Annotated in this window: 19 protein-coding genes; 9 read left to right on the forward strand and 10 right to left on the reverse strand. The window is 66.7% G+C overall.

Features of this window, described 5'->3' with window-relative positions:
- Nucleotides 1–187: 187 nt before the first annotated feature.
- The 4 genes from J9314_RS15385 to pdxH form a co-directional block, all read right to left on the reverse strand.
- Nucleotides 188–688 carry an HNH endonuclease gene (locus J9314_RS15385; RefSeq protein ID WP_166973627.1) on the reverse strand — a complete coding sequence of 167 codons (501 nt, stop codon included), beginning with the start codon at nt 686–688 and terminating at the stop codon, nt 188–190.
- Nucleotides 689–1,198: 510 nt separating this feature from the next.
- The gene (locus tag J9314_RS15390; RefSeq protein WP_210603211.1) at nt 1,199–2,017 is read right to left on the reverse strand and encodes a C40 family peptidase; all 819 of its coding nucleotides are present in this window, start codon (nt 2,015–2,017) and stop codon (nt 1,199–1,201) included.
- 475 nt (nt 2,018–2,492) lie between these two features.
- Nucleotides 2,493–3,179 (reverse strand): iron-dependent transcriptional repressor DtxR, encoded by a 687-nt coding sequence (locus J9314_RS15395; protein ID WP_181272891.1) that lies wholly within the window; start codon nt 3,177–3,179, stop codon nt 2,493–2,495.
- Nucleotides 3,180–3,583: 404 nt separating this feature from the next.
- A complete protein-coding gene (gene pdxH, locus J9314_RS15400; protein ID WP_210603212.1) occupies nt 3,584–4,255 on the reverse strand; it encodes a pyridoxamine 5'-phosphate oxidase in 672 nt (223 codons plus the stop codon).
- Between the two features lie 176 nt (nt 4,256–4,431).
- Here pdxH and serC point away from each other — a divergent pair, with 176 nt between their 5' ends.
- Nucleotides 4,432–5,613, forward strand: a complete 1,182-nt coding sequence (serC, locus tag J9314_RS15405; protein ID WP_210603213.1) for a phosphoserine transaminase — start codon at nt 4,432–4,434, stop codon at nt 5,611–5,613.
- 16 nt (nt 5,614–5,629) lie between these two features.
- Nucleotides 5,630–6,796 (forward strand): NAD(P)/FAD-dependent oxidoreductase, encoded by a 1,167-nt coding sequence (locus J9314_RS15410; RefSeq protein WP_210603214.1) that lies wholly within the window; start codon nt 5,630–5,632, stop codon nt 6,794–6,796.
- 252 nt (nt 6,797–7,048) lie between these two features.
- Here the strand turns inward: J9314_RS15410 and J9314_RS15415 are convergent, their stop codons facing one another.
- The 5 genes from J9314_RS15415 to J9314_RS15435 all read right to left on the reverse strand — a co-directional run bounded on the left by J9314_RS15415 (nt 7,049) and on the right by J9314_RS15435 (nt 11,055).
- Nucleotides 7,049–7,546 (reverse strand): DUF456 domain-containing protein, encoded by a 498-nt coding sequence (locus J9314_RS15415; protein ID WP_210603215.1) that lies wholly within the window; start codon nt 7,544–7,546, stop codon nt 7,049–7,051.
- Nucleotides 7,547–7,668: 122 nt separating this feature from the next.
- On the reverse strand, nt 7,669–8,928 hold the full coding sequence (locus J9314_RS15420) for an MFS transporter (protein WP_210603216.1): 1,260 nt from the start codon (nt 8,926–8,928) through the stop codon (nt 7,669–7,671).
- An 8-nt stretch (nt 8,929–8,936) separates the two neighbouring features.
- Nucleotides 8,937–9,911 carry a DUF3027 domain-containing protein gene (locus J9314_RS15425; protein WP_210603217.1) on the reverse strand — a complete coding sequence of 325 codons (975 nt, stop codon included), beginning with the start codon at nt 9,909–9,911 and terminating at the stop codon, nt 8,937–8,939.
- Nucleotides 9,911–10,291, reverse strand: a complete 381-nt coding sequence (locus J9314_RS15430; protein ID WP_181272883.1) for a cold-shock protein — start codon at nt 10,289–10,291, stop codon at nt 9,911–9,913. The genes J9314_RS15425 and J9314_RS15430 overlap by 1 nt, the downstream gene beginning before the upstream one ends.
- Nucleotides 10,292–10,824: 533 nt before the next feature.
- Nucleotides 10,825–11,055, reverse strand: coding sequence for a hypothetical protein (locus tag J9314_RS15435; protein ID WP_210603218.1), 231 nt, complete (start codon nt 11,053–11,055; stop codon nt 10,825–10,827).
- 76 nt (nt 11,056–11,131) lie between these two features.
- Here J9314_RS15435 and J9314_RS15440 point away from each other — a divergent pair, with 76 nt between their 5' ends.
- Together J9314_RS15440 and J9314_RS15445 are read left to right on the forward strand one after the other, a co-directional pair.
- Complete coding sequence (locus tag J9314_RS15440; RefSeq protein ID WP_246490426.1) at nt 11,132–13,273, forward strand: helicase-associated domain-containing protein; 2,142 nt, start codon at nt 11,132–11,134, stop codon at nt 13,271–13,273.
- Nucleotides 13,274–13,420: 147 nt separating this feature from the next.
- On the forward strand, nt 13,421–15,055 hold the full coding sequence (locus tag J9314_RS15445) for a DNA repair helicase XPB (RefSeq protein WP_210603219.1): 1,635 nt from the start codon (nt 13,421–13,423) through the stop codon (nt 15,053–15,055).
- Between the two features lie 58 nt (nt 15,056–15,113).
- Here the strand turns inward: J9314_RS15445 and J9314_RS15450 are convergent, their stop codons facing one another.
- Nucleotides 15,114–16,082, reverse strand: coding sequence for an EamA family transporter (locus J9314_RS15450; protein WP_210603220.1), 969 nt, complete (start codon nt 16,080–16,082; stop codon nt 15,114–15,116).
- 206 nt (nt 16,083–16,288) lie between these two features.
- On the opposite strand from J9314_RS15450, the gene J9314_RS15455 reads away from it, so the two are divergent.
- The 5 genes from J9314_RS15455 (at nt 16,289) to J9314_RS15475 (ending at nt 22,629) form a co-directional block, all read left to right on the forward strand.
- The gene (locus J9314_RS15455) at nt 16,289–16,879 is read left to right on the forward strand and encodes a CGNR zinc finger domain-containing protein (RefSeq protein WP_210603221.1); all 591 of its coding nucleotides are present in this window, start codon (nt 16,289–16,291) and stop codon (nt 16,877–16,879) included.
- A 12-nt stretch (nt 16,880–16,891) separates the two neighbouring features.
- Entirely contained in the window at nt 16,892–17,596 is a 705-nt protein-coding gene (locus J9314_RS15460) for a hypothetical protein (RefSeq protein ID WP_210603222.1), read from the forward strand.
- 216 nt (nt 17,597–17,812) lie between these two features.
- A complete protein-coding gene (locus J9314_RS15465; RefSeq protein ID WP_166973672.1) occupies nt 17,813–18,571 on the forward strand; it encodes a response regulator transcription factor in 759 nt (252 codons plus the stop codon).
- Between the two features lie 30 nt (nt 18,572–18,601).
- Nucleotides 18,602–20,428: a sensor histidine kinase gene (locus tag J9314_RS15470; RefSeq protein WP_210603223.1), complete on the forward strand. Its 1,827-nt coding sequence runs from the start codon at nt 18,602–18,604 to the stop codon at nt 20,426–20,428.
- Nucleotides 20,425–22,629: a S1C family serine protease gene (locus J9314_RS15475; protein ID WP_210603224.1), complete on the forward strand. Its 2,205-nt coding sequence runs from the start codon at nt 20,425–20,427 to the stop codon at nt 22,627–22,629. Before J9314_RS15470 ends, J9314_RS15475 begins: the two co-directional genes overlap by 4 nt.
- Nucleotides 22,630–22,727: the final 98 nt, after the last annotated feature.

Here is a 22,727-nt window from a genome sequence, read left to right on the forward strand (position 1 = left end):
TCTTTCGTCCACCCTAGAACACAATGCGCCCGCGAACTTCGCGTATGTCACATCGTTATCCGAATTCCACCGCAATACGGACAGCACCGTTCCCTATCTGGGACGATGCTGAGCCTTCGAACCTCACAGGACATCAGCGCCCAGCCCGCGCACCCGGGTGATCCGGGCGCATCGAACGGCTGGGCCCTCAGGCGGCGCGGGAGAGTTCGAGGAACGGTCGCCACTTCTCCACGGGCTTGTCGATGCCGCGCATCCACAGCTGCCCGAGGCGGGGTTCCTGCGGGTGCACGTTGAGCTTCCACCCGATCTCGCTCAATGTGCGATTGCCCTTGCGGTTGTTGCATTCGCGGCAGCAGGCGACGAGGTTCTCCCAGCTGTTGACTCCCCCGCGGGAACGCGGCACGACGTGGTCGACTGTCGAGGCGGCCCTGCTGCAGTAGGCACAGCGGTGATTGTCCCGGCGAAGAACGCCGCGACGGGACAGGGAGACGCGACGATTGCTCGGCGGGCGGACGTAGCGGGTGAGCAGGATGACGGAGGGCTGATCGAGACTCATGTGCTCGGATCTCACCGGGATGTCCTCTGCGGCCAGCACTGTCGCCTTGCCCGTCAGCACGAGCACCACGGCGCGTGTGAACGGCACGATCGACAGCGGTTCGTAACCGGCATTCAGCACGAGAGTCTTCATATCTCGCCCCTCATCTTCTTCTCTTCCGGGCCGAAACCGGCTGCCTCGGCCCCAGGGAACACAAAAGGCGCCGTGCTCATGGGCACGACGCCTGGAAAGAGGGCACGGAGACACGTATGTACTCCGCACCAGAGACTGGAGCGGCTATTCGATGTATTCGACTCTGCCCCATCTGCTTTCCTTCAGCTCGGCGGTGTCGATCCATTCGGGTCGACACCGTTCATGGAACTCAATCCTCTCCAGAGTAACGCCGCGGACGGCTGTGACCCAATTCATACACTTCGCGTCACGGAATCTTCGGCCTCCATTCACTTCGCGCGGGCGCGCACGCGAGCGGGCGCGGGAGCGCCAACGCACGTGCGGCTGCGGGGCCCACCTCTTCAGGATCCGAGCCCGAGGTCGCGGGCGAAAGCGGGCGCCCCGCCTCGGCGAGGGAATTCCGGGTACACGAAAGCTCCCCGCCCGACTCGAGGACCGTCGAGTCGAACGGGGAGCTTTCGGTGAAGCTGATCAGAGAACGCGGATGAAGGTGACGTTGCCCATCCAGCTGTAGCTGCGCTTCGAGGTTCCCGAGCTCGGCGAACCTGCGTCGTACATCTGTCCGCCACCGGCGTAGATGCCGACGTGGCCGGGGTGCCAGATGAGGTCGCCCGGCTTGGCCTCGGACTGCGAGACGATCTGGCCTGCGCCCTTCTGGGCACCGGAGGTGCGGGGCAGGTTCACGCCGACGTGGCTGTAGACCCACGAGGTGTAACCGGAGCAGTCCCAGCCGCTCTGGCTGGTTCCGCCCATGACGTAGGGGGTTCCGACGCCCTTGGCGGCCCAGCCGAGGACCTGCTCGGCCTTCGATCCGTCGATGGAGCCGGCGTCTGAGCCGGAATCGCTCTCGCCCGAGTCGGACGAGCCGCTGTTGGCATCCTCGTCGGAGGTGCCGGCGGACTCATCGGAGTCAGCGGTGGAGGTCTGAGTGGGGGTGGGCTTGGGCTTCGGAGCAGCCTCGGCGGTGATGGTCTGGTCAGCGGCGGTGAAGGAGTCGGCCTTCTTCTTCTCGCTCTTCTTGTCCTTGGAGTCGTCACCGATGGTGACGGTCTGGTTCTTGAAGTCGACCTGCTGAGTGGTCTCGGCCTGAGCGGAGACCTCGTTCTGGTCGTCTGCACCCTGGCCTGCGGCGGGCATCACCGCGGCGGTGAGCAGACCACCGCTGGCAGCAACAACGGCTGCGCGACGTCCGAAGACACCAGAGTTGGCATTCAGAAGTTCAGTGAGCTCGGTCAGTGGAGTCTTGACCTTGGCATCTGCGGCGCGGCGGCCATGCTGCTTAGTTGCCACGTTTTCCCTCTCGTACCTATTGGCTTTCCGGGCCAACCGCCACTATCGGTCCTTGGTAACTCACAGCGAGCGTGGCGTGCGGCTCTCGCTGCGAAGTCGTCATTGCGTGAACGACCTCCACAACTGTAACCAATCGGTGACCAATTGTCACGTTTCTGTCACAAGGGCCGGAGGGAACCCGTGATGTTTTCCATAAAAGCCCAGGTCAGAGGCATCAAACCTCTTCAAGATTTCGTAACATTTTCCCGTTATACGACTCGACCCAGGGGGTGGAGAACCACTCCCTGGGTCATAGATCACAGATATTTGTAACGAATCGAGACTCATGTGCCCGCTCCTTCGTTACCGAGGGCGGGCCCATGGCTGCACACGCTGGGTCAGCCGGAGGCAGTTCCGGTCGAAGTCACACGCAGTTCCGGTCTTGTGGGCGGCCCTCCGCGGCTCGCTCAGCGGTGTCTGCTCAGCGGTGTCTTGCTCAGCTGCGGTAGGCGAAGACGTGCGAGGCCGTCTCCAACGGCAGGTCGAGCACGTCCTGAGCGCCCGGCACCTGCACGGTGATGTATTCGCCGTTGCGTGAGATCTCGACTTCGCTGTCCGGCAGGACTCCGGCGACCTGGAACTGCTGGAGCAGGTGGATGTCGACCTGCAGCGGTTCGGCCAGCCAGGCGATCGTCAGCTTCTTCGCCCCGTCGCGTCCGACGGCGGTGGCGAGGTCGACCACCTCGGTGGTCTTCGAGGCCTCTCCCCCGATGACGTCGAGTCCGGGGATCGGGTTGCCGTAGGGGCCCGAGGAGGTGTCGGGCAGGAGGGTGACGAGCTTGCGCTCGACCTGCTCGCTCATCACGTGCTCCCAGCGGCAGGCCTCGTCGTGGACGAGCTCCCATTCGAGCCCGACGACGTCGGAGAGCAGACGCTCGGCCAGACGGTGCTTGCGCATCACATCGGTGGCGATCCGGCGACCTTCGGGGGTGAGCTCGAGGTGACGGTCGTTGCTGACATGAAGGAGCCCGTCGCGTTCCATCCGGGCCACGGTCTGCGACACGGTGGGGCCGGAGTGATCCAGACGCTCGGCGATCCGGGCACGCAATGGCACGATCGACTGTTCTTCGAGCTCGATGATCGATTTGAGGTACATCTCGGTTGTATCAATGAGGTCGTTCACTTCTGACCAGCCACTCCACTCTTCGTCTTCAGGTCGTTCGGACCATTTCAGGCGTTGTCACCATTCGGGCCGTTGCGACCCTGCGCCGACCGCCGCCCAGGCGCTCCTGGTCGCGGCCGTTGCGATCTCTGTCCCAATCCTATCGTGCGTTCAGCGTTTCCCGTGAGTCGAGAGAACGCAGCTGCGCAGAGCCGTTCTCCCAGGCCTTCCGTCTCCGCGCCTCAGCCCTCTCCCAATCGCCGAACGACAGATCATCGACACCGGCTGTCGAGGCGGTCGACCATGCCGTAACGCTTGAAGCGGGTCAAGTATTTCACCACCACGGCGGCGATGTCTGCTGCCGCGGTCCGGCACCGCTCACCCGGCATCGCTCACCCGGCGCTGCACAGGGGCAGAAGCGGCTCTCACGGGTAGAGGCGGGTGGCGGTCCACGCAGTCACGTCGTCGAGGTTCGCGACCTCGTGACTGCCATCGGAGCGGCGGAAGACCCACCGGTCGTGGAACCGGTTCTGCTGGCCCTGCCAGAATTCGATCTCGAAGACACGGACGCGGAATCCGCCCCAGTGGTCAGGACGCGGCACGTCCCTGCCGTCGAACTCGGCCACGGCGGCATCGTATTCGGCCTGCATCTGCTCTCGGCCGACCACCGGCTGAGACTGCTTGGATACGTTCGCGCCGATCTGCGAACCGCGGGGGCGGACGGCGAAGTACGCGTCCGACTCCTCGGGAGCGGCCACCTCGGCGAGGCCGCGGATGCGGACCTGTCGCTCCATGTCCTGCCAGGGGAAGTTCACGGCGATGCGGGGATCGGCGCGCAGCTGCCGGCCCTTCGCGGAGTCGTAGTCGGTGAAGAAGAGGAACCCGCGCTCATCGAGTCCCTTGAGCAGGACGATGCGCGAGCTCGGGCCCCATTCGTCGAGGCTCGACACGGTCATCGCATTCGGTTCGCGGACATGGTCGGCCGCCTCGTCGTACCACTGTCGGAACAGGGTCAGCGGCGCGGTGTCCGGATGATCGAAGATGCTGGAGTCGTAGGACTTCCTGGTCTGCGGGAGGCGATCGACGGGCTCACTCATACCTTCACTCTACGACGCGGGTCTGACACTGGGATATCGGCGATGGCCCGGGCACCCGTCGCCGTGCGCCCGGCGTCCCCGGACCTGCTGCCGTGCCGATCCCTGCCCACGCAGTCGCCGCGTCACATGACGGACCGGCGGCGGGCGCGGGCACGGCCCACCGTAGAATGTCGACCGTGACTGCGACGAATATTACGATCCCAGAGAACCTCCTGCCCGCCGACGGACGCTTCGGGTCCGGCCCGGCCCGCATCCGCCCCGCACAGATCGAGGCGCTGAACGCTGCCGCGACCGAGGTGCTCGGCACCAGCCACCGCCAGGCACCGGTGAAGAACCTCGTCGGACGCATCCGCTCCGGACTGACCGACCTGTTCAGCCTGCCCGAGGGCTACGAGGTGGTGCTCGGCAACGGCGGATCCACCGTGTTCTGGGACGTCGCCGCCTTCGGCCTCGTGCGCAATCGTGCCGCGCATGCGACCTTCGGCGAATTCGGACAGAAATTCGCCAAGGCCACCGACACCGTCCCGCACCTCGAATCCTCGCTCATCCTGAGCGCCGAACCGGGCACCTCGGCGATCCCGACGCCCGAGGCACTGGCCGAGGCCGGCCTCGTCTCCTCCCCCGCCGAGGCGGCCACCGGCGAATCAGCCGCCGACGTCTTCGCATGGCCCCACAATGAGACCTCCACCGGTGTGGCCACGACGATCACCCGCCCGGCGGGGATCGACGACGACGCCCTCGTCGTCATCGACGCGACCTCCGGAGCCGGCGGCCTGACCGTCGACATCGCCGAGACCGACGTCTACTACTTCGCGCCGCAGAAGAACATGGGCTCCGACGGCGGACTGTGGGTGGCCATCCTGTCCCCGCGCGCCATCGCCCGCGCGCAGGAGATCAAGGACTCCGGACGCTGGATCCCGACCTCGCTCGACCTGGTCACCGCGATCGAGAATTCGCGGAAGGACCAGACCTACAACACCCCGGCCGTGGCGACCCTGCTGCTGCTGGCCGAGCAGATCGAATGGATCAACGACAACGGCGGCCTGGACTGGGCGAGCGAGCGGACCCGTGAGTCCTCCGGCCTCGTCTACGACTGGGCGAATGCCGCCGAGGCGGCCCTCCCCTATGTCACGGACCCCGCGGATCGTTCGTCGGTCGTGGCGACCATCGACTTCGACGATTCCGTCGATGCTGCGGCCGTGGCCACGGTACTGCGGGCGAACGGCGTCGTCGACGTCGAGCCCTACCGCAAGCTCGGACGCAATCAGCTGCGCATCGCGACCTTCGTCTCGGTCGACCCGGCCGACGTTCGGGCGCTGCTTGCCTGCATCGACTTCGTCGTCGACGCCCTGAAGTAGGCTTCGGAGGCGCACCGTGACCAGCACCGCGACCGACGCACCAGCACGCACCGTCGACAGTTGCGCCCGCGTCGGCGTCATCGGCAGCGGCATCGCCGGGGCCAGCACCGCTTTCGCTCTCGCCTCCCGCGGCGTCGACGTCACCATCGTCGACGATGCCATGGCCGGGCAGGCGACAGCGGCCAGCGCGGGGATCATCGCACCGTGGGTGTCAACGAGCACGGGTGCCTACTACGAGACGTACGCAGCCGGCGGGAACTTCTATCCGGCGTTCCTCGAACGGCTGAGCGCGCTGGGCATCCCGGATCTCGGCTACCGCCGATCCGGCGCCCTCGTCGTCAACAACGACCCGGATACCCTCGCCGAGGCGGCTGCGACCATCCGTGAGCGCGTCGCGGCCGCCGGGTCCGTCGCGGGCGAGATCCATGACGTCGATGCGGCGGAACTGGCCGAGCTCTTTCCTCCGATCGCTCCGGACATGACCGGATTGCTCATCACCGGAGGCGGACGTGTCGACGGGCGGGTTCTGCGAGATGCGATCCTCACCGGAGCCAGGCAGCATGGCGCCAGGTTCGTCGCCGACTCTGCGCAGGCCATCACCGCACCGGGCAGGGGAACTGAGGGCAGGGGAACATGGTCGGTGCGCATCACCTCGGCGGTGGAGGACTTCGATGCCCTCGTCATCGCAGGTGGGGCGCGGAGTGCTGACATTTTTGACCGGCTCGGTCACCCGGTGGGGATCGCTCCTCAGCGTGGCCAGCTGCTCCATCTGGGGCTGCGCGGTGTCAACACATCGCCGTGGCCGACGATTCATCCGCTCGACCACCACTACATCACGCCATTCGACGGAGGCCGCATCGTCGCGGGAGCCACCAGGGAGGAGGGCGTCGGCTTCGACGTCCGCGCGACGGCGGCCGGCACGAAACAGGTCCTCGACGACGCGCTGCGGATCGCCCCGGGGCTCGCCGAGGCGACCGTCCTCGAGACCCGAGTCGGCGTGCGCCCCATGTCGACGCGCGAGGGGGCGCTGCCCTACGCGGGAGCCGTTCCGGGCGCGGACGGACTGTGGCTGGCTTCGGGGTTCGGTGCCGGTGGACTCACGATGGGTCCGCTCATCGGCGACGGGCTGGCCAGGCTGATACTCGGCGAAGGGGCACCGGAGATCGCCCACCTGGCGCTGTGAGCCGCGGGCCTGAGGCAGCTGCCGACCCTGCCGCAGGGCGCGATACCAGCCGAGGCATCACGCGACTCGCACCGTCAGCGCCATAACCTCCCGTTGCACCGGGGCGTTATGGCGCTGACCGTATGCGTTGACGCTGTTGGTGCGAAGCGGCGCGAACGGTGAGGGATGGTCCGTTCCGCCCCGCCGGAGGGAGCGGGCCACATCCAATCGGAAAAGGCGCCCGCCCAGCCCCACCGGAGCAAGTGCAGCCCCCTACCCGAGGAAGTGGACGAGCAGCCCGATGCCGTAGGTGAGCGCGGCGAGCAGCGCGAGGCAGAATTCGATGCCGGCGCCCAGGCCGATCGCCTTGATCGACTCCCAGCTCGAGGTCCAGGCGGTCGAGGCGTCCTTGAGTCGAGAGTATTCCGCGAGGAACAGCCCGGCAACGAACCCGATCGGCAGTCCGAGCACGGGGATGACGAAGAAGCCGACGATTCCGAGCCCCCCGCCCAGCAGCACCGAAGAGTTGGGCACCTGCATGGATTTGAGCTTCCGACCGGTGAGCACGAGTGACGAACTCATCCCGGCCGCGACGAAGACGGCCACGATGGCGAAGATGATCCAGGCGGCGGGCCCGCCGATGACGATGGCCCAGATGAGCACCGCGATGCCGATGAGGATCGACCCCGGCAGGACGGGCACGATGATGCCCACGCAGCCGACGAGGATCGCCACGCCGACCAGCGCCGAGGTGATGATGTCAGTAGTCACAGGCAGTTCCAATTCCGTCGCCGAGGTGGTCCCCCGAATTCTATTCGACGAACCTCAAGGTCGGCCGAGTTCAGGGACGACCGTGTCCGGGGCCGGCCGCCTTCCACCGTAACGCGCTATTCTCAGGGCCGACCCTGATAGCTGACGTGCAGCCGGATCCGCGACTTCGGGTCGCGGTGGACGCGCAGGTCCTTGGCCAGGATCATCCAGGCCAGCCCGACGCCGAAGGCGATGATCCCCGAGGCGGCTCCCACCGTCAGCGCCATGCGCGGGCCGAAGGTATCGGCGACCCAGCCGGCCAGCGGCGCACCGATCGGGGTGCCGCCCATGACGACGGCGGCATAGATGGCCATCACTCGACCGCGGTAGTTCGGTGCCGTCGTCGTCTGCACATAGGCGTTCGCCGAGGTCATCATCGTCAGCGACGCGAATCCGACGAACACCAGTGAGCCGGCGAAGAGATAGTAGTTGGGCATCAGCGACGCCACCCCGACGGCCAGGCCGAAGCCCCCGGCGGCACCGAAGATGAACCGCAGCCGCGGCTTCTCCCGCCTCGCCGAGGCCAGTGCACCCGTGACCGAGCCGATCGCCATCACCGAGTTGAGCAGGCCGAATCCGCTGGCGTCGCGGCCGAACTCGATCTTCGCCATGGTCGCGGTGTAGATGTTGAAGTTGAAGCCGAAGGTCGCGACGATGAAGAGCACGATCAGGACGATCGTGATGTCCGGTCGCTCGCGCAGGTACCGCAGACCTCCGAGCACCCCGCCCTTGCCCCGTCGTCCCGAGGGGTGCAGCCGGGACTTGTCGAGGCGGAGCAGCACGGTCAGCGTCGCGGCGAATCCGAGGCCGCTGATGAGGAACACCGGACCGGCGCCGATGAGGGCGGTGAGCACACCGGCCACGGCGGGGCCGATCATGCGGGCGCCGTTGAACGACGCCGAGTTGAGGCTGACCGCGTTCGGCAGCAGCTTCTCCCCCACGAGTTCGGAGACGAAGGCCTGCCGGGCCGGATTGTCCAAGGTCGTGAGCATGCCGAGGGTGAACGCGAGCACGTAGACGTGCCAGAGCACGATGGCATCGGTGATGACGAGGGCGAAGAGGATGAGTCCGATGGTTCCCAGCAGGGCCTGAGTGACCATGAGCAGGCGACGTTTGTCGAACTTGTCGACGAGGCTGCCCGCGAACGGGAACATGATCAGCTGGGGTCCCAGCTGGAGGGCCATCGTGATGCCCAGCGCCGAAGCGTTGTTGTTCGTGAGCATGGTCAGGACGATCCAGTCCTGAGCCGTGCGCTGCATCCACGTTCCGGTGTTGGAGATCAGGGCACCGGCGAACCAGTGCCGGTAGTTCGGCTCCGACAGCGACCGGAACGTCTGGGACATCGAGGAGGTCAGCCCTCCTGGAGTTCGAGTTCGCCGGAGTAGTCGTCGACGACGGCCTCGGCCGGTTCATGATTGGGCTTGTGCACGTCGGTCTCCGAATGGGCTCCGCACCCGGATTCGAGTCCGACGACGCGTCCGTCGAACGGCGACCAGGCGTTGGCGCAGACTCCGAACTTCTGCCGCAGAGATCCGGCGATCGGCATGAGGTAGCCGCAGGATCCGCAGTGGGCCGAAGCGCGTGAGGCGAACTCGCCGTCGGGCCCGGCGTCCGAGTCCGCCCACCGACTGGCGGCGGCGGAGAGACCGTCCGAGGACAGGACGCGTTCACGCCCGAGACCGAACTCGAAGTTCTGGATCTGGTCGATGTTGTCCGCCGAGTTGTCCTCGGTCTGCTGGAAGCCCGGCTGCAGGTTCGGATCCCTATCCAGCTTGGGCAGGGTGTCCTTGGGTGTCATGTCCCCGGGTTCGAGGCGTTCTTCCCACGGCACCCATTCGGGCGCGGTCAGCGCATCGGGTCCGGGCAGCAGCGCCGTCTCGCAGACGGTGACCTTCTTCGCCCGCGGGGCGCGGGCGAGCACGGCCACCCAGCGCCAGCCGCGGTAGGTCGGATCGGTGCACACGAAGTAGTGCGTGACCAGACGGGTGCCTTCGGCCACCGTTCCCAGGTGCTCGCCGATCACGGCACTGCCGGCCACCTCGGCGATGGCGGAACGGGCGATGTCGATCGCCGCGGCCAGCTGGGTGTCGAGCACGATCTTCTCGGTGCCCGCACGCTTTTCCGAGCCCGCACGTCCGCGTGAGGACTTCGTCGCCTTCGCCGAGGCGGCCGCCTCGGCGTCGGTCGATGCGGCACTTCCAGCGGCGGACGCTGCGTCGTTGTCGACGGCGGCTGCGGCATCGTTCTCGACCGCACCCGCAGCTTCGCTCTCGACCGCGGACGCTGTGGTCTGCTGGGCCAGCCACTCACTGAACAGCGATGACATCAGGACTCCAAATCGTCGGCTATCGCCCGCAGCAGGCTGGCCACCTTGTTCCCGTGTGTGGGATCCGGGTAGCGGCCGTGCTGCAGTCCGTTGTTGAGGTCATCCAGTACTTTGATGACATCCTCAACCATAACCGCCATGTCCTCGGCGGGGCGTCGCCGGGCCTTGGAGACTTTGCCCGGGGCGCTCAGCGGGCGGGCCTTGAGCACCTGTGCTCCGCGGCGGGAATCGACGACATCGTATTCGAGTCGGGTGCCCTTGGTGACCTCGAGTCCCTCGGGCAGCACTGAGGAGTGGAGGAAGGCCTGGGAGCCGTCCTCGGCGACGACGAAGCCGAATCCCTTGTCGGCATCGAACCATTTCACGCGTCCGGTGGGCATGATGTCCTTTCTTCTGGCGCCCGCCGCTGGGGCGGACCGTGTCTGTGTCCGCCTCGGTGGGCGGCCGTGCTGGTATCCGCCGCTGGGGCGGATGTGTCTGTGTGCGCCACTGTGGGCGGGTAGTGCGTGTCTGCGCCTCGTCAGCGGGTGGTGCATGTTCGCGCCTGGGCGGGCGGGAGGCCGGTTCCCGGGTTTCCCGTGAGGCATCGGGACCGATGGTGAGGGAGTGAGCCGATCTGCTGGAGCGTGCGGCCCGTCCGAGCCCGGCACCCTTTCAGGCCCCCAGTGCCGTCTGGTTCGGGCCTCCGAACCCCTGCGAACCGGTGATCCGCACCCGATCACCGGGTGGCGCGTCACCGACTCGGCGATGCTGCGGGAGTGGGCGGCTGCCTCGGCGAGGGGATCGCTCTGAGCGTCCCGATCACTGTGGGCGGTCTGCTCGGTTCAACCGTACCGATCACTCGGATCGGGCGGTGATCCCGGGGATCATTCCGCTCGCCGAGCCTGCCGATTCGGCGGGAGAAGCAATGGAATCAGCTGGGTCCCACCTCGGTCTGTCTGCGTCTGAGCGCCGCGCGGACCATGGCCACACAGGCCAGGGCGACGGCGATGGGGACGAGGATCATGGGCAGATAGGTGAGGAACGGGCTGGGCGTCATTCCCATCCGGGCCTGGCCGAGCACGCCGATGAGGCCGAGCGCCCCGATGGCTGCGGCGGCAACCGCTGCGACGACTATGACCGTGTCGACTCGATTGGCTGACAATGCGCGTCCTTCCTGAAGTTCGCAGTTCCTGTCTCTCTGCCCCTCCAGTGTACCCCTCGCGATAGACTGAGCGACGATGTCCATGACCTTCAGCCAGTGGCTGTCCCACAGTTCAGATGCCGAGTTCGAGTCCTTCGTCCGGACGCGACGCGACCTCCTCCAACCCGAGTCACCGACGATCGGATCCCTGGCGGCGGCCGCGTCCTCGCGCGTCGGGGTCGCCCGCGGCATCGAGGCGCTTCAGGCTGGCGAGCTCGACGTCTACATTGCGCTGGCCGTGGCCGCCCGCACGAGCCCGGAGATCGCGGTCGGTGACAATGCTCATATCGATCCCGCCCGCGCCGAGGCGACCCTCCCCCGCCTGCGCGACCTCGGCCTGGCCTGGCCGACGTCCGGGTCAGGGGCTGCGTCGGGGTCGGGGTCGGGGTCGGGCGATCATGCTGCCCTGCTCACCGCGCAGCCGGTCTGGCGGATCCAGTCCGAGGCCATCACGCTCCTGCCCACCTCGGCGGCCGATTCCGCACGCACCCGCCCGTGGCAGGTCGATCCGGCCACCGTCGATGCGAGCACCGCGACGATCGGTCAGGCGCTCATCCACAATTCCGAACAGGCTGCCGTCGCCGAGGTGATCTCGTCCCTGCGCGGGCTCGTCGACGAACTCTCCGCAACCCCGATCTCACGGCTGACCAGCGGCGGGATCTCGAAGCGGGATGTCTCCCGGCTCGCCCGCACCCTCGATCTCGGACTCGAGCAGACGATCACTCTGCTGCTGGCCGCGAAGTCACTCCACCTCATCGGAGTGCTCGACGATGCCCTCGACCCGCAGTGGACGGCCGCCGACGATGCCGAGTCCGCGCTCTCGGCCGATCGAGCCGAACTCTGGGCGGCGCTGGTCGGCGCATGGCTGCGCGAGTCCCTCGACGTCACGCAGCTGGCGGCCGGGGCGAGTGAGAACGAACGGCTGACGGTGCTCGCCGCACCGAAGAAGTCCCTGTTCAAGGGGCACGGACAGTCGGTGCCGGCGATGCCGCTGCTGCGCCTGACCGTCCTCGACATCCTTCACGACATCGGTCTCGGTTCGGCCCGTGCGGCAGGGTGGATCCATGCCGAAGTGCTGCGCCGCCACCCCATGATCCAGGCGCACGAGTCCGCGATGACCGATGCGGTGCTCCATGCGTGCGTGAGTCTGGGTCTGGCGACCACTCCCCTGCAGCAGCCCGACCATTTCGGGCCGAGCCGCTTCGGGGTCAGCCTCGCAGCAGGACTGGACGCGGCACTGGTCGAGCACGGGAAGGAGGACCCCTCGATCGCACCGTTGGGAGTGGCCGTCGACGCCCTCGCAGTCCCCGGTGACGTCATCGTCGCGGTGTCCGACGGCCTCGGCGACGAGGTCGACACGGTGCTCATCCAGTCCGATCTCACGGCGGTGGCGACGGGTCCGATCGAACCGCGGGTCCACCACATCCTGCGCATGTACGCCGTCGTCGAGGCCCGCGGACAGGGCACCGTCTACCGCATCGACGCCGAGACGATCGAGGACACCATGCAGTCGGGCGTCAGCGCCGAGGACGCCTTGGCCGAACTCGCCGAGATCAGCGCCGAAGAGCTGCCGTCGACCTTGGACTTCCTCGTGAAGAACACTGCCTCGAAGCTGCGGCGGGTCCGCGTCGCCGGTGCCCGAGCCGTGCTCGTCGTCGACGACCCCGTCGACCTCGATGTCATCCTCTCCGATCAGGCGATGCTGCCGGCCGGGCTCGAGCGCCTGGCGCCGACGGTGGCGATCGCCCAGCTCGGGCCCGAGCGGACGATGCACCTTCTCGAGGCCGGTGACCATCATGCGCTGCTGCATTCGGCGACCGGAACGGTGCGCCGGCGGAAAGTGATCACGCAGTCCGAACCCGAGGTCAATGTGCGTCGGCGTCCGCGCGTCAGTGACGGCCACCTCGGCGAATACATCCGCATCCTCCGCTCGGCCCCGACCGGGGCGCAGGCGATGACGAGCACCGATGAGCCGCTGGGGCATATGGATCGGCTACGCGAGGCCGCCGAGGCGAAGCGGCGGGTGGTCATCCGGATCGCCGACTCGCAGGGCCGCGAGCGCACCATCGAGATGCTGCCGGCCACGCTCAACGCCGGTCGGGTGCGCGGCACGGTCACATCCACGGGAGCCGAAGCATCCCTGTCGATCGCCCGCATCGTCAGCGTCGACCCCTCCTAATTACTACCCGACGGCGGCCCAGCAACCTCGCGCCAGGTTGCTGGGCCGCCGTCGGGTAGCACGGGAGGGAACAATTGGGGCCGGGGACGTGTTGTCCCCTCTGGTGTCGAAGCACCTGTGAAGTGCACTCGTGAAATGGGAGTCTGTATGAATGGTCCGCTGATCGTGCAGTCCGATCGGACTGTGCTGCTGGAGTCAGGGCATCCCCTGGCCGTCGAGGCGGCCGTGGCGATCGCCCCGTTCGCTCAGCTGTCGCGGACCCCCGAGTACATCCACACCTATACGATCACTCCGCTGGGACTGTGGAACGCCCGGGCCAGCGGTCACGACGCCGAATCCGTCGTCGATGTGCTCCTCGAATTCGCGAAGTACCCGGTCCCGCACGAACTGCTCGTCGACATCGTCGACATCATGGACCGCTTCGGCGTCCTCACCCTCATCGACCACCCGATCCACGGACTCACCCTGACCTCCACGGAGACAGGACTGCTCGATGAGCTGGTCGGTCAGCCCGACCTCGTCGGCAAGTTCGGCAAGCGCATCGACGACGAATCCGTCCTCGTCCATCCGTCCGAACGCGGCGAGCTCAAGCATGCGCTGCTGCAGCTGGGCCATCCGGTCTCCGACCATGCCGGCTATGTCGACGGCGAGGCGCATGAGATCGCCCTGTCCGATGACGCCCACGGCGGTCAGTGGCATCTGCGCGATTACCAGAAGCAGGCCATCGACCAGTCCCTGTCCGGTGAGTCCGGAGTCGTCGTGCTGCCCTGCGGGGCGGGCAAGACCGTCGTCGGGGTGGCGACGATGTCGCGGGTGCAGACGACGACGCTCATCCTCGTGACGAACTCGGTCTCGGCGAGGCAGTGGAAGGACGAGATCCTGCGTCGGACCACCCTGACCGAGGACGAGATCGGTGAATACTCAGGGTCGACGAAGGAGATCCGGCCGATCACCATCGCCACCTACCAGGTGCTGACGACTCGCCGGAAGGGCTCCTACCTGCACCTCGAACTCCTCGACGCCAAGGATTGGGGGCTGGTCATCTATGACGAGGTGCACCTGCTGCCGGCTCCGATCTTCCGACTCACCGCAAGCCTGCAGGCCAGGCGCCGGTTGGGTCTGACCGCGACGCTGGTGCGTGAGGACGGCCGTGAGGACGAGGTCTTCTCCCTCATCGGACCCAAGCAGTACGAAGCGCCCTGGAAGGAACTCGAACGGCTCGGTTACATCGCCTCGGCGAGTTGCCACGAGGTGCGGGTGCGCCTCGACGGCGGAACCCGCACAGCCTACGCCCGAGCCGACGGCGAGGACCGATACCGCCTGGCCGCGACCTCGGATGCGAAGCTGCCGATCGTCTCCGAGCTCGTCGCCGACCATCCGGATGCGCAGATCCTCGTCATCGGTCAGTACCTCGACCAGCTCGAAGAGATCGGAGCCGAACTCGGCGCCCCGGTGCTGACCGGTCAGACCCCGGAGTCGGTGCGCCAAGAGCTCTTCCGCGAATTCCGCTCCGGTGAGATCCCTGTGCTCGTGGTCTCGAAGGTCGCGAACTTCTCTGTGGACCTACCGGCCGCCTCGGTGGCGATCCAGGTCTCCGGGGCGTTCGGGTCACGGCAGGAGGAAGCCCAGCGGCTCGGACGGATCCTGCGCCCGAAGGAGGACAAGGGTTCCGCGACGTTCTACACTGTGGTCGCCGCCGACACCGTCGACGAGCACTTCGCCGCGCAGCGCCGCCGCTTCCTCACCGAGCAGGGCTACAGCTACAACATCGAGGTCCGCTGACCCCTCCCTGCTACCCGACGGGCACCCAGATACCTCGCGCCAGGTTGCTGGGCCGCCGTCAGGTAGTAATGAGGGAGGGTTTGGCGTCGGAGCTTACGACGACCTCGCGGCGGGCGACTCGGGCGGCCAGGCGGGCCTCGCCCCACTTGATGAAGCCGACGCCGCCGAGGATGAACACTCCGCCGAAGAGCTGGATCGGTGCGGGCATCTCGAAGAGCACGAGCCAGGCGACGATGACCGAGAACGGGACCTCGATGAGGTTGACGAAGGACCCGACGGTCGCCCCGACATAGCGCAGACCGAGGATGCCGGTGATGTAGGCGCCGACGGTGAAGACGACGATCATCGCCATCGGCACGATCCACGACATCGACACTCCGCCGAAGTCCACATCAGAGGCCACCGCACCCCACGGCATGACGCCGACGAGCACGATGAGCGACATCGCCAGCGCCCCGATGCCCATTCCCAGGCCGGTCAGCGCGACCGGCGGGATCGTGATCGTGTCCTTCGCCGAGACGAGGAAGTAGCTGGCCAGGCACACCGCTGCGGCCATCGCCATGACCGCGCCGAAGATGCTGATCGACGATCCGCGCAGGTTGAGCACGAGCATGAGTCCGATCATCGAGACCACGACCCCGATGAAGGTCACCGTCGCCGGTCGGGTCCGCGTGCGCGCCCAGATCCAGAACACGATGAGCATCGGTGCGGTCATCTCGAGCAGCAGTGCCACGGCCACGGTGAGGTGTTCGACGGCGACGAAGTAGAACCCCTGCACGCCGGCCATCGAGACCAGCCCGTAGGTGACGACGGTGCGCCAATGCGTGAGGACCTCGCCCCAGCGTCCGTGCAGTGCGATGAGCGTGGGGATGAGCAGGAGCACCGCCGACCCGGCCAGTCGGATGAGCACGACCGCGCCCGGCGTCCACCCGATCGCGTACATCGTCTTCGCGATCGGCCCCGACACCGCGAAGAAGAACGCGGAGGCAAGAGTGAGCAGGAACCCCAAAACGACGGTGCGACTCATGACTGACCTCCTGAAGTGGTGAAACGCGGGTGGATTGGCCGGCGGATGATCCCCGCCGAGGTGGTTGCCGGCAGAGGTGATCCCCTCGCCGAGGCGGCCCGACGCAGGTGATTCCCCTGGCCGAGCAGTTTCAGTATCGACTCTGGATTTGAAATGAGTCAAGTGCATTTTGGTGCTTACATTCGTGTGGCAGAATGGTTCCCGCCATGGCCTTCATCTACGACATTCGCGCAAACCTGACGATGCTCGTCGACCTCCTCAACACCTCCGAGGACGTCGCGACCGATGGTGATGAACTGACGACGGCCGCAAAACTCCGCGAGTTCGCGGCCCGGCACGACTTCTCCGGCCCGCTGACGGCCACGAAAAGCGACGTCGCAGAGACCCTGCGACTACGCGAACGATTCGCCACTGCGCTCGATGCGAGCATCCTCGCCGAGACCGCAGACGAGGTCGAAACGGCCACCTCGGCGGTCGTCGACGAGATCAATCTCACACTCAGCGACTCCGGTTCTGTGCCGCAATTGGTCAAACACGACCATTGGGACTGGCACCTGCACGCCACGGGCGCCCAGGCGAGCCTCGCCGATCGCGTGGCCGCGGATGTCGCACTCGTCCTCATCGACCTCATCCGTTCCGGCGACCTCGACCGTCTCGGCCGGTGCGCGGCCGACGACTGCCGGGCCTACCTCGCCGACTTCAGTCGCAATCGCTCGAAGCGCTTCTGCGATACCGGCGGCTGCGCCAACCGCACCCATGTCGCGGCTTTCCGCGCCCGCCATTCCGAGACCGACTGAGGAATCCCGGTCATGTCCCTGCAGCCCCTGCGCATATCCCCTGGTCGCAAGTTCGCCGCCGGACTAGCCGGCATCTTCACCATGTCGGTCACGCTGACGGTCGGCTTCCTCATCACCAGCCTCACCCTCATCTCCGGCGACCCCGGAGAACCGACGAGCGAGAAGCTCTTCTTCATCGCCCTCGCCGTGCTTGCAGCCATCATCTCCGTCGTCGTCTGCCACCTGCTCATGCGCGCAGCGCTCGGCCGCCGTCGCACCGGCGGCAGCCTCACGCGCTTCTTCCGCTATCAGCTGGCAGCCCTCGGCTGCGGCGGCGGTCTTGCCCTCGGCTTCCTTCCCGCGATGACCGAAGCAGCACCTGCCTGGTGGCTGGTTTCAATTGCGGCCGGAGTCGGACTCATCGCCGTCTGTCTGCTCGCCTTCCGCAAGGCCCGCTACCCGATCCTCGACCACCCGCCGCATCCCATCATCGGTCTGGCGGAAGGCAGCGTCGTCGACTATTGGTCGGGAACCTCCGCCCGGGCACCGAGTCTGGCCGTGATTCATTTCGTCGATACCCGGGGCCGCGATCGCTGGGTCCGCCACCTCGTCCAGCAGAGCCCGTCGATGCAGGGCACGATCGGCCAAGTCACCTACGACCGACACCGGCCCGATCGGGTCCTGCGCTTCGCCGTGACACACCAACTCCTCGACCGTCGCCCACCCCAGCGCCTCTGAGCGGAACTCGCCCACGCACGGCCACCTCGGCGACTATTCCTGAACCCAACCTGACCGCAAGCGCATTTTTCCCTGAAATCAGCCCTCCGTTCCTGAGAGCGAATGCGCCGAATCGGACCCCAAACGACTTTCCTGAGAGTTTTACAGTGATGCAGCTCACATTGGCATTCAGCTGACTTGCAGTCCACTCCCAGAAATGGCGCCCAGACTGGAGCCATGACTACAGCACAGAACGACTCCGACATCGAAGCCACCCTGCTCGTTGTCGATGATGAGCCCAACATCCGCGAACTCCTGTCCACCAGCCTCCGCTTCGCCGGCTTCGACGTCGTCTCGGCCGCGAACGGCGCCGAGGCGCTGCGTCTGGCCGAACAGACCGACGTCGACCTCCTCGTCCTCGACGTCATGCTGCCCGACATGGACGGCTTCACCGTCACCCGCCGTCTGCGTCAGATCGGCATGAACGCTCCGGTCGTGTTCCTCACTGCCCGGGATGATACCTCGGACAAGATCACCGGACTGACCGTCGGCGGCGATGACTATGTGACGAAGCCCTTCAGCCTCGAAGAGGTCGTCGCCCGCATCCGCGCCGTCCTCCGCCGCACGCACAGCCTCGAGGACGAGGAGAACGCCGTCATCGTGGCGGGCGACCTCGAACTCGACGACGACACGCACGAGGTCCGCCGCTCCGGCATCCTCATCGACCTCTCCCCCACCGAGTTCAAGCTGCTGCGCTACCTCATGCTCAACACCAACCGGGTGCTGTCGAAGTCGCAGATCCTCGACCACGTGTGGGAATACGATTTCGGCGGCGACACCGGCATCGTCGAGTCCTATATCTCCTACCTGCGTCGCAAGATCGACGTCACCCCGGAGACGGACGCCGCCGGCCACCCCGTCGAGATGGAGTGGACTCCGATGATCCAGACCAAGCGCGGGGTCGGCTACATGCTGCGCACACCGGAATCCAAGTAGTCGTCCAAGCAAGGGCGATAGATTACCTACGTGGCAAAAGAATCCCGTCCCTCCCGCCCCGGCTTCTGGGAAGAATGGTCACTGACCACCAAGTTGCTGGCCATCATGATGCTCCTCATGCTGCTCGTCCTCACGGGGACGAGCGCATGGGTGTTGGAGAACCTTCGCGACAGTCTCGTCCAACGCACCGATGAGCGCCTCATCAGTGCGTCCGAGACCTTGGCCAAGCAGGCCTACCGTGATGTGTTCCAGCCCGCCGAGCTCCAGTCCGGGGACGATTCCGACGCCGAGGATGCTCCGTCGTCGACGACGATCGATTCGAATTCCTGGGACCAGCTCAAGAGCCTGCTGCCCGGGGGCTTCTATGTGCAGTTCTACAACACCGACGGGGAACCGATCCGCGACCCCGTCGCCCCGGAGCCGGAGAACCAACCGATCCTGCCGAAGGTCGATGAGAAGGAAGTCTATGCCCGCGGCGGCGAACCCTTCACCGTAGCCGGCACGAGCTCCCAGTGGCGTGCCCGGGCGATGAAGGTGAAGAACACCGACGTACTCGTGTCCATTGCGGTGCCCTTCGACCGCGAGGTCGACAACATCAACGAACGCGCCCGCAACACGATGATCGGCATCGGCCTGCTGGCCCTGGCGATGGTCGCGGGCGTCGGCTACTGGGCGATCAACAACACTTTCAGGCCCCTGCGCGACATTGAGAAGACTGCCTCCCGGATCGCCGCCGGCGACCTGTCCCAACGCGTACCCAGCTATCCGCGCAACACCGAACTCGGGCGGCTGTCGGCGGCTCTGAACACCATGCTCGGACGCATCGAGGACTCCTTCGACGGTCAGACGAGGTCGGAGAAGCGCATCCGCCAGTTCGTCTCCGACGCCTCGCACGAGCTGCGCACCCCGCTGGTGACGATCCGCGGCTATGCCGAGCTCTACCGGCAGGGTGCGATCACGAAGGAAGCGGATATCGGCAACGCCATGGAGCGGATGGAGTCCGAGGCCAAGCGCATGGGGGTACTCGTCGACGACCTCGTCGTGCTCGCCCGACTCGACGAACAGCGTCCCGCCGAGATCGGCCCGATCGACCTGCACAAGGTCGTCCGCGATGCCGCCGCCGATGCTGCGGCTCAGGCCCCTGATCGCGACATCAGCTTCATCGGGCTCGACGGCGAGGACGCCGCGCCGGTGCCGATGATCCGCGGATCCGAATCGAAGATCCGCCAAGTCATCGTCAACCTCGCCGGCAACGCCGTGCGCCACACCCCCGAGAACACGGCGATCGAATTCGCCGTCGGCGTCGTCGGAGTGCCCGAGAATCCTGGTGCCGATTCCGCGGACTCCGGTGAGGGCAGCGATCCTCAAGCGAAGGGGCAGAACGGGCGCAGCGGAGCGAAGAACGGCGCGAAGGAGAAGAGCCGTGAGCGCGGTTTCGTCACCGGTGGCGTCCGCATCTTCCGCCGAGGTGACTCCGCCGGGAACGATCAGGCCGACGCTCAGGAGCCGGCCGGCATCGTCCCCGACGTGACCGCGGCAGGTTCGATCACGGTCGATGATTCCCTGCGCGGGTTCCCCAATGGTCGTGTCCGTTTCGAGGTCAGGGACCACGGCGACGGCATCGACCCCGAGGTGGTGCCGCGGATCTTCGAGCGCTTCTACCGTCTCGATGTCTCCCGGACCAGGGATACCGGCGGATCCGGGCTGGGTCTGTCGATCGTCAAGGCGATCGTGGAGAATCACCACGGCGCGATCTCCGTACACGAAACCGAGGGCGGCGGTGCGACGTTCCGCATCGATCTGCCCATCTCCGAAACCGCCGAGACCGCTGCGGACACACGAAAGGACGAGCGATGAGCGACAACAGCAACCCCCAGGACCCGGGTGAGACGTCCCGCGGTCGAGGACGGCACGGAGACGACGACCACCGCACGTTCCCGAATCAGGAGGACGGCCGAGACGCCTCGGCGACGGGCTCTGGTTCGTCTGACGAGGGCCGCGATTCCTCGGCTGAGGGCCGCGACTCCTCGACCGCGGGTCGTCGCGGTCCGACGGGCGGGGGCTATCGCAGCCAATCCCCGGAGGTTCCGCGCACCTTCCCCACCGCCTCACGTCCGCAGTCGAACGGGCCGGCTCGCGTCAGCCCGCCTGTCGCACCACCAGAACGACGTCCCGACGCCGCCTCGTCGGCGCAGTACGGATACCCGCGCCAGGAGAGCCAGTCCGCCTCCGGACAGCCCACTCGGGCACAGAACCCTGTGGACGGTTCCGCCCGACCCGGCGGTCAGCAGGGTCAGTTCAGTCATCAGGGTCAACCGAATCAGTCGGGTCAGACCGGTCAGCCAAATCAGCCGAGCGGCCAGCAGCCGGTCAGCCAGCAGCCGGGTTGGCCTGGGCAGCAGCAGACGCAACCGCAGCAGGCACAGTCGCAGGCGGGCGGAACTCGAGAGCGCCAGTCGCAGCAGGGTCAGCCGCAGCAGGGTCAGCCGCAGCAGCCCTCGCCGTATCAGTCGAGTGGTCAGCAGAGAGACGCCCAATCCGCCGCTTCTCCTTATGCCGGCGGTTCACAGTACCCCGGAGCAGCACAGCAGCCCGGTGGTTCGCAGTCCCACACCGCCGCGAGCGCTGGTGCCGCCGGAGCAGCAGGCGCTGCAGGAGCGGGAGCCGGATACGGCTACGCGAATTCGTCCTATGCCTCACCGGGTGCCCAACAAGCTGGCACTCAGCAGCCTGGTACTCAGCAGCCGAGTGTTCAGCAGCCTGGCCCCGGCTCTCAGCAGATGTACGCCACTGGCTCCTCTCCTTCGGGCATCGGCTCGCAGCCCACTGCAGTGGGATCCCAGACAGGTCCCGGCGGTTCCGGAGCACTCGGCGGCCCGGGCGTTCCCGGAGAACCGGGGACCTTCGGCGCACCGGGTTACGGTCCCTACGGATCCGAACAGCCGCCTCGGCGGGGGAAGAAGGGCCCCGGCTGGGGAGCGACGATTGCGATCGCGGCCATTGCCGCCCTCCTCGGCGGTGGGCTCGCCTTCGGCGGGAACTATGCGATGTCGGCGCTGCAGGGCGAAGAGCCGCGCAAGGTCGCCGAGCAGACGATCGAGACTCCGGACTGGACTCAGGTCGCGAAGAACACCTCGGGGAGTGTGATGTCGATCCAGGTCGGCACCAACGGCCAGGTCCAGGGCCTGGGCTCGGGTGCTCTCTATGACGATCAGGGCCACGTCATCACGAACAACCACGTCGTCGCACCCGCTGACACTCCCGGCGGTGAGATCTCCGTGACCATGAAGAACGGCGAGACGACGAAGGCCGAGATCGTCGGCCGCGACCCGTCCACGGACATCGCCATCATCAAGATCGAGCAGGTCCCCGACGAGGTCAAGCCGCTGACCGTGGGCGATTCGAAGAAGCTCACGGTGGGCGACCCGGTGATGGCATTGGGCAACCCGCTGGGACTGGCCGACTCCGTGACCACGGGCATCGTCTCCGCACTCGACCGGCCGGTGTCCACGGAGAACATCGGCGAGGACGCGAGCTCACAGGAGAAGGAGCTGACGATCACGAACGCCATCCAGACCGATGCGGCGATCAATCCGGGCAACTCCGGTGGCCCGCTCGTCAACGGCAACGGCGAGTTCATCGGCGTCAACTCGGCCGCCGCCTCGCTCAGCCAGGCCGGAGAGGGCGAACAGTCCGGCTCGATCGGCATCGGCTTCGCGATACCTGCCAACCAAGCAGTGATGATCGCCGATCAGCTCATCGCCAACGGCAAGGCCCTGCACCCGTTCCTCGGCATCACGCTCACGGACGGGCACATCAACAACGGGGGCATCAGCCAGGGCAGCGCGAAAGTGCAGTCGGTCCAGGGCGGTTCGCCTGCCGCCAAGGCCGGCATCAAGGACGGCGATGACATCGTCGCCGTGGGTGGGACCAAGGTGAACAACGCAATTGCGCTGCGCGCCCTCGTCCGGGCTCAGCCGGTGAACAAACCCGTCGAGGTCACCGTGGTGCGCGGCGGACAGGAGCAGAAGGTCGACGTCACGCTCGTGCTGAAATAGGCACGCGGTGACTCGAACGTTCGAGCCTGGGGACGCAGCCTTGACTCGAACGCACAGAGGGTGTGGACAGCCGAACGCTGTCCACACCCTTTTTCTCT

This window comes from Brevibacterium oceani (assembly GCF_017948325.1).
Classification (GTDB): Bacteria; Actinomycetota; Actinomycetes; order Actinomycetales; family Brevibacteriaceae; genus Brevibacterium; species Brevibacterium oceani.